7 protein-coding genes and 4 pseudogenes are annotated in these 11,975 nt (G+C 69.3%); 4 read left to right on the top strand and 7 right to left on the bottom strand.

The genetic code is table 11. The features are described from left to right. A pseudogene (locus GJ632_RS13475) lies at positions 1–1,026 on the top strand (M28 family peptidase); the annotation flags it as partial. A gap of 13 nt (positions 1,027–1,039) precedes the next feature. Here GJ632_RS13475 and GJ632_RS13480 read toward each other — a convergent pair. From GJ632_RS13480 to truA, 4 genes and pseudogenes are all read right to left on the bottom strand, one after another. Beyond that, complete coding sequence (locus GJ632_RS13480) at positions 1,040–1,327, bottom strand: hypothetical protein (protein ID WP_197427998.1); 288 nt, start codon at positions 1,325–1,327, stop codon at positions 1,040–1,042. Beyond that, positions 1,324–1,557 (bottom strand): hypothetical protein, encoded by a 234-nt coding sequence (locus GJ632_RS13485; protein ID WP_089809092.1) that lies wholly within the window; start codon positions 1,555–1,557, stop codon positions 1,324–1,326. Before GJ632_RS13485 ends, GJ632_RS13480 begins: the two co-directional genes overlap by 4 nt. A gap of 67 nt (positions 1,558–1,624) precedes the next feature. Continuing rightward, on the bottom strand, positions 1,625–2,272 hold the full coding sequence (locus GJ632_RS13490) for an HAD family hydrolase (RefSeq protein WP_191453232.1): 648 nt from the start codon (positions 2,270–2,272) through the stop codon (positions 1,625–1,627). A 75-nt stretch (positions 2,273–2,347) separates the two neighbouring features. Then, positions 2,348–3,207 (bottom strand): annotated as a pseudogene (truA, locus tag GJ632_RS13495) (tRNA pseudouridine(38-40) synthase TruA). A gap of 171 nt (positions 3,208–3,378) precedes the next feature. Here truA and GJ632_RS13500 point away from each other — a divergent pair. Beyond that, positions 3,379–4,820, top strand: a pseudogene (locus tag GJ632_RS13500) (sulfatase). 28 nt (positions 4,821–4,848) lie between these two features. On the opposite strand, the gene GJ632_RS13505 reads toward GJ632_RS13500, so the two are convergent. Next, positions 4,849–6,333: a sulfatase-like hydrolase/transferase gene (locus GJ632_RS13505; protein ID WP_343161179.1), complete on the bottom strand. Its 1,485-nt coding sequence runs from the start codon at positions 6,331–6,333 to the stop codon at positions 4,849–4,851. A 52-nt stretch (positions 6,334–6,385) separates the two neighbouring features. Between GJ632_RS13505 and GJ632_RS13510 the strand changes: the two genes are divergently transcribed. After that, on the top strand, positions 6,386–6,817 hold the full coding sequence (locus GJ632_RS13510; RefSeq protein WP_191453233.1) for a universal stress protein: 432 nt from the start codon (positions 6,386–6,388) through the stop codon (positions 6,815–6,817). Between the two features lie 3 nt (positions 6,818–6,820). On the opposite strand, the pseudogene GJ632_RS13515 reads toward GJ632_RS13510, so the two are convergent. Together GJ632_RS13515 and hisS are read right to left on the bottom strand one after the other, a co-directional pair. After that, positions 6,821–8,022 (bottom strand): annotated as a pseudogene (locus GJ632_RS13515) (inorganic phosphate transporter). Positions 8,023–8,217: 195 nt separating this feature from the next. Then, entirely contained in the window at positions 8,218–9,513 is a 1,296-nt protein-coding gene (gene hisS, locus GJ632_RS13520) for a histidine--tRNA ligase (RefSeq protein ID WP_089809078.1), read from the bottom strand. A 413-nt stretch (positions 9,514–9,926) separates the two neighbouring features. On the opposite strand from hisS, the gene GJ632_RS13525 reads away from it, so the two are divergent. Continuing rightward, on the top strand, positions 9,927–11,975 hold a 2,049-nt coding region (locus tag GJ632_RS13525; RefSeq protein ID WP_191453234.1), incomplete at its 3' end, for an alkaline phosphatase PhoX.

Raw genomic sequence — 11,975 nt, forward strand, 5'->3', positions numbered from 1 at the left:
GGGGGAACTCGTCTCCGTGGGCCACGGGACGCCGGACGAGATAGACGACCACGACGTGGCGGGGAAGATAGCCGTCGCCTCCACGACGACGCCGCCGGGCGGCCGGTTCGTCCACCGGATGGAGAAGTTCGGCTACGCCGTCGACGCCGGCGCGGAGGCGTTCGTCTTCGTCAACCACGTCCCCGGGCAACTCCCGCCCACGGGGTCGCTGAAGTTCGGCGAGGAGGCCGCCGCCCCCGCCGTCGGCGTGAGCAAGGAGGCCGGCGCGTGGTTGACCGACTACGCCGACGAGGGGGTGGAGGCGCATCTGACGGTGGACGCCGAGACGACGCCCGGCGAGAGCCAGAACGTCGTCGGCCGCCTCGGCCCCGACACCGACGAGGAGATTCTCCTCCTCGCCCACTACGACGCCCACGACATCGCGGAGGGAGCCCTCGACAACGGGTGCGGCATCGCCGTCGTCGTCACCGCGGCGCACATCCTCTCGCAGGTGGACCTGCCCGTCGCGTCCGCGTCGCGGGCGTCGGTTGCGAGGAGACGGGACTGACCGGCGCCGAACGCCTCGCCGAGGAACTCGACCACGACCGACTGAAGGCCGTCGTGAACGTGGACGGCGCGGGACGATACCGGGACCTGGTCGCGATGGCGCACACCTCCGAGGCGACGGCGGCGGCGGCCGAACGCGTCGCCGACGAGACGCGACACCCAATCCAGACGGAGACGGAACCGCACCCGTTCAGCGACCAGTGGCCGTTCGTCCGCGCGGGCGTCCCCGCCGTGCAACTGCACAGCGACAGCGGCGAACGCGGGCGCGGGTGGGGGCACACTCACGCCGACACGCGCGACAAGGTGGACGACCGGAACGTCCGCGAACACGCGATGCTGACCGCGCTTCTCGTCCGCGAACTCGCCGAGACTGAGGAGATTCCGCGCCTTGCGGCCGACGAACTCGCCGCCGCGTTCCGCGCGGCCGACTTCGAGACGGGGATGCGCGCGGCGGACCTCTGGCCCGGCGCGTGGGAGTGACTCGCCGGGACGGCTACCGAACGTCGGCGACGACGAGAGCGACGCCGCGGAGGAACTGCCGCGCGGCGAGGTAGACGGCCGGGACGAGGACGAGGGCGTACGCGAGGACGCCCAAATCGAGGATGCTCACGGCCTCGGCGATTCGGCCGGCGACGAACTGACCGACCGCCAACACGACGAACGCGGCGGTGAGGTGGTACGCGCCGCCCCTGACGGCCGACTCCGAGACGACCGGTTCGCGGGCGGCGGCTCCTGTCGGCGCGTCTCCTGTCGGCGCGTCCGCGGGCGAGTCGTCGCTCACCGCGCCTCACCCGCGGCTTCGACGACGAGTTCGACGGCGACGGCGACTTCCAGACTGCCGAGGTAGACGCCGAGCAGCGTCGCGACGAGGGCGACGACGATTCCACCCCCACCGAGCGACGCGCCGACGACCGACCCCACGCCGGAGACGAGCGCGAAGATGCCGGCGCCGACGGTGACGTGGTACGCGAAGTCGCGGTGCGTCCGCGTGGCGGATTCGAGGAGGGCCATACCGCCCGGTTCGCCGACGGCCGACAAAAGTGTAGCCGATTCTGTACGTCTTGGTCGGGGAGACGCCTCAGCAGAACGAGGCGACGTCGGCGAGCGACTGCACCTCGTACGTCGGGTCGCCGGCCAGTCGGTAGTCCTCTCGGTGGGGGCGACGGACGAACGCGGAGTCGGCACCGGCGCGACTCGCGGCGAGCACGTCCACGTTACTGTCGCCGACGTAGAGGACTCGCTCGGCGTCGAGTTCGTCGATGGCGCGTTCGAGGTAGTGCGGCGACGGCTTGCGGTTCCGGTAGCCCTCCACCGTCGGGTCGCGGCCGTACGCCACCTCGAACAGGCCGTCCAGTTCGAACGCCTCCAGAATCGTCTCGACCGTCTCGTGCTGGTTGTTGCTCACCAGCGCCAGCGTCCGGTCGAGGTCCACGAGGGCGGAGACGTCGTCGTACAGGGTCTTCTCGCCGCGTTCGATGGCGGCGGCCTGCGCGGCGGCGGCGTTCGCCTCGTGGCGGGGCCAGAATTCCTCGTAGTCGACGCCGTGTACCTCGCAGACGCGCCGGACGTGCGTGAGACTCCCGTGGACGACGCCGTCGACGCCCTCCGTGGTCGGTTCGACCCCGAACTCCGAGAACGCGGCGCGCACCGCGGCCCGGTGGACGTTCGTCGGCGTCGGTTTCGTCAGGACGCCGTCGTTGTCGACGATGACCGCGTCGTAGCTCATACCCGCCCGTCCCGTCCGCGGCGACCAAGAGGTTGCTATGAGGGCTGTGTTCGCCTCCGTTCGGCTACCGAGAGTCTATAGCTCGCCGGTCCCGCCGGCCGCGCTCTCGCCGCCACCGCTCCCGTCGGCCGCCCCCTCGACGCCGCGTCGGACGCGCCCGGCCACGCGGGCGCGGACGAGTCCGTCCCGTCGCCGTCGCTCGAAGACGTTCGCCGCGCTCTCGACGGCCTGCGGGTCGCGTTCGAACGTCACCTCGGGGTAGACGACGCGTTCGAGGACGAGTGGCTCCGGCGGGGCCGCCGGGACGCCCTCGGGGCCCGTCACCGGGTCGGGGCCGAGAATCGTCTCCACGTCCGAGAGCGACCGGTCGCCGGCGGCGACGGCGTGGACGAGACTGGCGAGGCGACGGACCAGGTTGTACGGGAAGCCACCGGCCGAGACGGAGAGGACGAGGAACTCGCCGTCGGGTTCGACGCGCACGGAGAGGTCTCTGACCGTCCCGCGGTCGTCGCTCGTGAGGTTGTGGAAGTCGTGTTCGCCCGAGAGGGCGGCGGCGGCCGCCCGCGCCAGCGACGCGTCCGCCGCCGGCGCGTACAGGTCGTAGACGTAGGCGCGTTCGACGGCGTGGTGCGTCGCGTGGAACGCCTCGGACACGTCGGCGGCGGCCCACGCCCGGACGCTCGCGGGCAACTCGGCGTTCAGCGCCCGCGGCGTACACCAGTCGGGGCAGTCGAACGCGACGGTCTGCGCGACGGCGGACACCTCGGCGTCGGTCCGTCCGGCGGCGGCGTAGCCGCGGGCTTTCGCGCCTCCTCGTCGAGGACGCCGAGGGCGCGGAGGCCGTCGAACAGGGCGTCTTCGACCGTCGGAACCGACGGCTGGCGCTGGTAGCCGTAGAACGGCCGGCCGTCGTAGGCGAGTCGGAAGGCGCGCACGAGTGGCCCTCGTCGCCGTTCGGACTTATCGCCCGCGGTTCGACGCGCCGCGGTATATACAGCCCGAATCATGAAACGATGCGGGCGTAATTTTCTCACTATGACCGCATGGAAGATACGCTCCGGTCGTCGCGATGCGGCCGGAACGACGCGTCGGACGGAGGTGCGGCGATGAGTCGTCCGAACGTCGTCCTCACCGTCCTCGACACGGCTCGCGCCCGCGACACGGTTCCCGCTTCTTCGTCGCCGATGCCGACGCTGGCCGACGTCGCCGCCGACGGGACGGAGTTCACGAACGCGTTCTCGCCCGCGCCGTGGACGCTCCCCTCGCACGCCTCGCTGTTCACCGGCACGTACCCCTCACAGCACGGTGCGCACGGCGACCACACGTATCTCGACGACTCGCCCCGCACGCTGGCGGAGGCGTTCTCCGCCGCCGGCTACGAGACGGTCGGCGTCTCGAACAACACGTGGGTGACCGAGGAGTTCGGTTTCGGCCGCGGGTTCGACACGCTCCGGAAGGGCTGGCAGTACGTCCAGTCGGACACCGACCTCGGGACCGTCACCCGGGCCGAGCATCCGATGGAGAAACTGCGCGCCGCGGGCGACAGACTGTTCGACGGCAACCCACTCGTCAACGCGGCGAACCTGGTCTACGACGAGTTCGCGGCCGGCGACGGCGCCGAACGGGCGACGTCGTGGGTGGACTCGTGGCTCTCCGACCGCGACGACGAGACGCCGTTCTTCTGCTTTCTGAACTTCATCGAACCCCACGCCGAGTACCGCCCGCCGCGGGAGTACGCCGAACCGTACCTCCCGCCCGACACCACCTACGACGAGGCGACGACGCTCCGACAGGACCCCCGGGCGTACGACGTGGGCGAGTACGCGCTGAACGACCGCGAGTTCGAGGCGCTCCGCGGACTCTATCGCGGGTCGCTCGCCTACCTCGACGACCAACTGGCCCGCCTCCGCGAGTCGCTCGTCGCCGCCGGCGAGTGGGAGGACACCGTGTTCGTCGCCCTCGGCGACCACGGCGAGAACATCGGCGACCACGGCTTCTTCGGCCACCAGTACAACCTGTACGACACGCTGTTGCACGTGCCGATGGTCGCCCGCGGCGGCCCGTTCGACGGCGGTCGGCGCGACGACCTCGTTCAGACGCTCGACCTCGCGCCGACGCTCCTCGACGCGGCCGGCATCGACGACCCGGCGTTCGAGCGACAGATGCACGCCCGGTCGCTCCACCCCGACGCGACCCGCGCGACGCCGTCTTCGCGGAGTACCTCGGCCCGCAACCGTCGCCCGACTCGCTGGCGTCGCGATTCGGCGAGGTACCCGACCGCGTCCGGGCGTTCGACCGGTCGCTCCGCGCGGTCCGGACGGCCGACGAGAAGTACGTCACCGCCTCCGACGGCAGCGAGTGGTTCTACCGCGTCGGCGCGGACCCCGACGAGACGTGGAACCGCGCGGACGACCACCCCGAGCGGACGAGTCTGCTCTCGGACCGCCTCGACCAGTGGGTCGACTCCTTCGAACACGCCGAGACGGGGGGCGAGGTGTCGATGACGGACTCGACGAAGGCCCGACTCTCGGACCTCGGCTACCTCTGAGCGGCGACGGTCGGCCACCCGCCGTCGACTAGAGCGTCTTCGGCACCCACCCGGCCAGCGTGTCGTCCACGTCGTCCATCCACGCGGCCAGTCGCTCCCCCATCGCCTCCCGCACGTCCTCGTAGTGCGGATGTTCCGCGAGGTTCCGCAGTTCGTGCGGGTCCTCGCGCAGGTCGTACAGTTCGTTCCGGTCGGGACCGTTGTAGACGAACTTGTAGCGGTCGGTGCGGACCATCCGCTGGGAGTAGAGGCCGAACTCGTCGCCGTGGTACTGCGCGTACACCGAGTCCAGCCAGTCGTCGGGTTCGTCGCCGGAGAGCAGGGGCCGAAGGCTCCGCGCGTGCGTCTCCGCCGCCGTCTCCGCGTCGGCCCAGTCGAGGAACGTCGGCATCAGGTCGTGCAGGCGGACGAAGGCGTCGCTCTCCTCGACGGTGTCGGTCCGCGGGTCGCGGACCACCAGCGGAATCCGGTACGTCTGCTCGTACATCAGCGGCCCCTTGTTGAACTGGCGGTGCGACCCCGTGAAGTCGCCGTGGTCGGCGGCGTGGACGACCACCGTCTCGTCGGCCAGCCCCGTCCGTTCCAGCGCGTCCAGTATCCGCCCGAACTGGTCGTCGATGAACGTGACGAAGCCGAAGTAGTTCGAGACGAGTTCCGCCCACGTCTCCCAGTCGAAGTCGTCGACGCCGCGGTAGCGGCGGTAGCGGTCGTGAGCCCGCGGTTTCCCGTCGAACGTCTCGGCGTACGACGGCCACGGTTCGACGTCGTCGGGGTCGTACATCGAGGCGTACGGTTCGGGGACGACGTAGGGGTGGTGCGGGCCGAGGAAGTCCGTCCGGTGGAAGAACGGGGCGTCGCCGTTCGTCGCCCGACGCTCGACGGCGTCGACGGTGAGTTCCGCGAGGAAGTACGTCCGCGTCGCCTCCGGCGGGAGCGACGTGGTGCCGGAGACGAGCATCTCCTCGTCGCCGTCGTCGGCGTAGACGGCGTCGGTGACCGTCTCCGAGTCGGCGTCCACGTCCAGCGACTCCAGGTAGCGACGGTAGCGTTCGTCCAAATCGTCGTGGTGGTCGTCGCTCCCGCCGAAGTACTCGAAGCCGTACGCCTCGGGCCCGCACGTCCGACCGACGTGCCACTTGCCGACGTAGCCGTTCTCGTAGCCCGCGCCGGCGAGCAACTCGCCGAACGTGGGCAGGCCCTCGGGCAACTCCGTCCGGATGGCGTCGGCCTCGTGGCTGTTGTTTATCATCCCGTGGGCGTGGGGGTAGAGTCCGGTCAGCAGGGAGGCCCGCGCACTCGTGCAGATGCTCGTCGGCGTGTACGCGCGGTCGAACCACGTCCCCGACTCGCGCAGGCGGTCGATGTTGGGCGTCTCGACCGGCAGCCCGCCGGGTTCCACGAGGTCGGCGCGCTCTTGGTCGGTGAGCAGGAAGAGGACGTTCGGTCTGGCGTCGTCATGACCGAGAGGCGACGCGGGCGTCTGTTGGCTCTGACGGCCGCCGGGCCGTCGCACCCGGCCCGGGGACTCGGCGTGGTTACTTGTGCCCCGGCCTCCGAGAGCGTGTATGCCACCCACGCACGTCCTCGTTCCGCTGGACGGGTCGCCGCTGGCGGACGAGGCGCTGACCCACGCCCTCGACACGTTCGACTGCCCGGTGACGGTGCTGAACGTCGTGACCCCGCTCGACAGTTCGATGAGCGAGGGCGGCATCGTCGGCAGCGACGAGTCCCGACGGGAGGCCGCGCTCGAACGGGCGAACGAACTCGTCGCTGCCGCGGAGCGACGGACCGCCGAGACGGACCGGACGCTGGAGACGGCCGTCGAACCGGGCGACCCGGCGGAGACCATCCTCGCGTACGTCGACGACCACGACGTCGACCACGTCGTCATGGGCGGTCACGGCGGGTCGCGGAGCGAACTCGTCAGTCGCCTCCTCGGGACCGTCGCCACGAAAGTCGTCAGCGAAGCGCCGGTGACCGTGACGGTCGTTCGGTGACGGTCACACGCCGAGCAGCGTCGCGAACGCCCGGTAGACCCCGAACCCGATGGCGACCGACGTGACGAGCGTCAGGAGCCAGAACGCCAGCGTGACCCCGATTTTCCGCCGGGACACGCCCGCGGACCCCCCGGCGAGTCCACCGCCGATGACGCCCGAGATGATGATGTTGTTGAACGAGATGGGGATACCGAGTTCGATGGCGAGTTGCGCGATGATGAACCCCGGCACGAGCGCCGCGATGGAGCGACGGATGCCGAGTTGGGCGTACTCCCGCGAGGTCGCCTGCAGCAGTCGCGGAGCGCCCATCCACGCGCCGCCGAGGATGCCGACCGCCCCCAGCACCGACAGGACGATGCCCGGCAGTCCGAGTTCGGTCCCGTAGAGGTTCTCCAGTGGCCCCGTCGCCAACCCCACCTGACTCCCGCCGCTGGAGAAGGCGACGACGCTCCCGAGTACGACCAGGAACGTCTTGACTCCCTTGTCGACGGACTGCTGCGTTCGTCGCCGGATGTACTGGAAGCTGACGACGCCGAACAGGAGAGTCACGACGACCACCGCGGGGTCGACGCCGGCGACGGGAGGCGCTCCCGCGCGCCCGCGACGAACCCGGCGACGGAGTTCTGCGCACCCGACGGCGCGGGGATGACGCTCAGTCGGACGTTCGCGACGATGGCTCCGACGACGCCGGCCAGCAGGGGGACGCTGACCGTCTCGGGGATGTCGTCCCGGCGGAGCACCGTGGCGGTGAGGTACGCGAGCGTCCCGGAGACCGGCGGCACGAGCGCCCAGAACGTCGCGATGCGGCGGTAGGTGTCCAGCGCCGGCGCGCCGCCGAGCGACAGCCCCACGCCGACCATCGCGCCCGTCGTCGCGAACGCCGCCGGGACCGGATAGCCGGTGTACACGCCGAAGGCCATGAACGCCGTCGCGGTCAGGAGTCCCGCAGTCGCCGCCAGCGAGGTGATGGCGACGCCGTCGATGAGCCCAGCGCCCACCGTCTCCGAGATGCTCCCCCCCTGCGCGAGCGCACCCAGCGCGGCGAGGATACCGATGAGGAACGCGGCCCGCATCGTCGAAATCGCGTTCGCGCCGATGGCCGGTGCGAACGGGGGCGAGTTGCTGTTGGCTCCGAGCGCCCACGCCGTGCCCAGACTCGTGACCGTCGCGAGCAACACCAGAATCCAGAACACGCCGCCGGTCATCAGCATCGTCGTCCTCCGAGTCCGCGACGCGTCCGCGCGCGTCGTCGGTCGGCCGGGCTCCGTGGGGGGCCGCTTCGGTTCCCGGTCGGGACTGCTTCGTCGCCGACGGTCCTCTCGGGCATCGTCTGGTCCTCACGCCGCGCTGGCAAAAGTACTCGGACGGCCCGCGACCCGCCGCCGGCGCGACGCTCTCGACTACGCGAAGTCGTCGTACGTCGGGCGGTCCCGGTCGCCGGGGAAGTCGTCGACGGGCGCGGTGGTCTGGTCGCCGCTGGCCATCTCCTTGACCGTCACCTCGTCGTTCTCTAAGTCCTGTTCGCCGACGATGACCACCGTCTCGGCGTTCACGGAGTCGGCGTACCCCATCTGCGCGCCGAAACTGCGACCGGCGACGTCCGTCTCGACGACGTGACCGCGGTCGCGCAGGTCGCGGGCGACGCGGGAGGCGACGCTCCGGGTGTCGCCGACGGTGAGGACGTAGTAGTCGGTGCTGAGTTCCTCGTCGGGCCAGACGCCCGCGCGTTGGCAGAGCAGTTGGAGGGTCGCGTCGCCGAGGGCGACGCCGACGGCGGGCGTCGGTTGGCCGCCGAACTCCTCGATGAGGTCGTCGTACCGGCCGCCGCCGAACGCCGCGCGCGACACGTCGCCGGTGGAGTCGAAGCACTCGAAGACGACGCCCGTGTAGTAGTCCAGGCCGCGGGCGGTCGTCAGCGAGATGTCGCAGTATCGCCGCGCGCCGAAGTCCTCGGCGGCGTCGAGGACGGCCCGCAGGTTCGCCACGGCGTCGGCCACGTCGTCGCCGCCGAACTCCGCGATGGCGTCCAAGTCACCCGCGGCGATGAGGTCGTCGAACTCGCGGGCCTGGTCGTATGAGAGTCCGGCGTCGGACAGCAGTCCGAGGTACTCCTCGTCCTCGACCTTGGCGCGCTTGTCGACGGCGCGGATGGCGTCTCGCGTGTCCACGTCGGCGTCGAACGAGTCCAGCAGACCACCGAGGATGTCGCGGTGGGAGACGCGGAACTCGAAGTCCTCGGCCGTCAGGCCGAGGCTGGTGAGGGCGTCGGCGGCGACGGCGAGAACCTCGGCGTCGGCCTCGGGTTCCGAGGAGCCGAAGATGTCCACGTTCGTCTGGTAGAACTCCCGGAAGCGACCCTGCTGTACCTGCTCGAAGCGCCAGAACGGCCGCGTCGAGACCCACTTGATGGGCTTCGATAGCTCCTGTTGCTTCTCGACGACCATCCGGGCGACGGTCGGCGTCAACTCCGGCGTCAGCGACACCTCGCGGCCGCCCTTGTCCTCGAAGGCGTACAGTTCCTCGACGATCTCCTCGCCGCTCTTGTCCACGTACATCTGGGTCCGTTCGAGGGCGGGCGTCGCTATCTCCCGGAAGCCGTACCGCGCGGCGGCGTCCTCGACGGTGTCGAACACCTGCCGCCGGGCGGCCATTTCCTCGGCGTAGAAGTCACGAAATCCCTTGAGTCGGTCGTACATGTGCCGCGATTCGCGGCTAGCGCGCTTGAAAGTGTTGAAGGGCGTCCCAGGCGGTGACGCGTCCGACCGCCGCCCACCTCGTCGTCGCCGCACTCTTCCTCGTCGTCGCACCCCGCCTCGCCGTCGGTACCGCAGCGACAAACGCGACCCTCGACGATGTCAGCGAACGGATCGTTCTGCGGTCAGCCTCGGTTCGTCGACCATATTCTACGTTTTCTGACCGTTCGACTCGCCCGGCGTCTGGAGTGAGACCCGACGCGACGACCGAACGCCTCCGGCGCCTCGATATATATCTGCCTCGGGAACGTTGTTCAATCGAGCCGCACTATGTTCGATATATATCAGTACAAACATCCAAAACCACACTATTGATTATGAAAATAGTTAAACTGACACTTGTGGTACCGCATGGTATGGTGGACCTCACCAGACGGACCCTGATGGAAAGTTCGGTGGCGGCGGCCATCGGCGCGAGCGTGGCGACCGGCGCCGTGGGCGCGAAGCAACACGACGAAGACACGCCAGACGCTCCCTGGGTCGACGGCGACCTGAAGCGGTTCGCGTCGACGGCGCTCGGTGCGGAGGTGACGGGCCCGTTCGTCACACGGACGGGAACGCTGTTCTTCAGCCTCCAGCACCCGAGTCGCGCGAACCCGGAACCCTACAACAGGGGCGGCATCGGCTACGTCGAGGGCTATCAGTTCGAGGACGACAGCGACTTCGACGTGCTGCCGACGCCCCAGACCAACGAGGAAGAACGGCGCGTGCGCGTCGCCGACGGCCAGTACACTATCCTCGCCAGCGAGGGCGACAACATCGGCGACAACGAGGACCTCGGCATGCCGGTGACGCCGAGCGGTCTCTCGCTCGACGAGTTCGCGGGGTCGCGCTACTTCGACCTCGGTTTCACGCCGGACATGAACCAGTTCGTCGCCGAAAACGAGGACGGCACCGAGGGCTACCTGTTCACGAACTTCGAGACGAGTCCCGGAAACGTCACGCGGATGCCCATCAGCCAGAACGACGACGGCTCGTGGGAGGCGGACTTAGAGAACACCATCAACCTCTGTAACACCGAGGAACTCCGGAGTCTCGGCGGGACGCGCATCAACTGCTACGGCGACCTCAGCCCGTGGAACACGGCCGTCACGGCGGAAGAGGAGTACGCGCACACCCGAGTCTCGGGGACGTCGACGGTCAGCGACATCATCGAAGACGGCACCGGCGTCGGTCACCGGGGCGGCGCGCAGTTCTGGAACCGCCCGAACCCCGCCGAGGTTCAGGAGGCCATCGACGAACACTACGGCGACGACGCCTGGTCCGTGCAGGGGTACTGGGCGCTCGCGGGCGTCGAACTGCAGGCGTACTACCTCGGCGTGGGTGGGGAAGACCCCGAACGCGACAGTAACCACCCCCCGGACCAGGCCAGTGGGTACACGGAGAACACGCTCGACCCTATCGATCGAGCCTACCCCAACCCCTACCGGACCGGTTACATCATGGGCTTCCGAGACCCCGGCGGGGACCCGCCGAAACCGGTGAAGTACTACGTCTGCGGTCGGGCCGCGTGGGAGTGTCCGGACTTCCAGACCGACGAGCAGACCGTCTACCTGAGTTCCGACGGCGACAACAAGGGCTTCTACAAGTTCGTCGCCGACGAACCCATCCCGAGTTACGACGACCCGATGGACATCGAGGGAACGCTCTACGCGGCGAAAGTGACCAATCAGGACGCCGCCGCGAACCAACCGCCTGCGAGGACCAGTCTCGAACTCGAGTGGTTGGCGCTGAGTCGCGCGAGTAACCGCGAGGTGGCCGAGTGGATAGCCCAGTACGACGGCATCGGGCAGGTCGACTACCTCGAAAACCACGCCGACACCGACTGGCAGGAGGACCTCGAAGCGGCGCTGAAAGAGGCCGACATGGAAGTCGCCGAGAACGGCAATCGGGACTACATCACCGACGAGGAGATAGCCGAGTGGGGCGAACTGTGGAGCGAGGACCCCGAGTCGACGGTTGCGGACGCGGGGCGGCCGGAACTCCGGAAGGTGCCGTTCCTAGAGACCCGCGCCGCCGCCAAGGAGATCGGCGCGACCGTCGAGTTCCGCAAGAGCGAGGGCATCGACAGCGTCCACGGCGCGGAACCGGGCGACTACATCTACCTCGGTCTCTCCGAGGTCAACGACGGACTCAGCGACGACGAGGGCGACATTCGCATGGACCGCGTGGACGGCGGCATGGTGTACCGCAGTCAGATACCGGAGGACTACGACATCACGACGCTCGAACCGGTCATCGTCGGCCCGGACGCGACGGACCCCGCTGACGTCGCCGACGACGCCCTCATCAACATCGACAACGTGTTCGTGATGGACGACGGCCGCGTCCTCTGCTGTGAGGACGCGGACACGTTCGGGCGCTCCTACAGCAACGACTGCATGTACGTCTACACGCCTCCGGAG

It is taken from the genome of Halogeometricum sp. CBA1124 (assembly GCF_009741955.1).
Lineage (GTDB): Archaea > Halobacteriota > Halobacteria > Halobacteriales > Haloferacaceae > Halogeometricum > Halogeometricum rufum.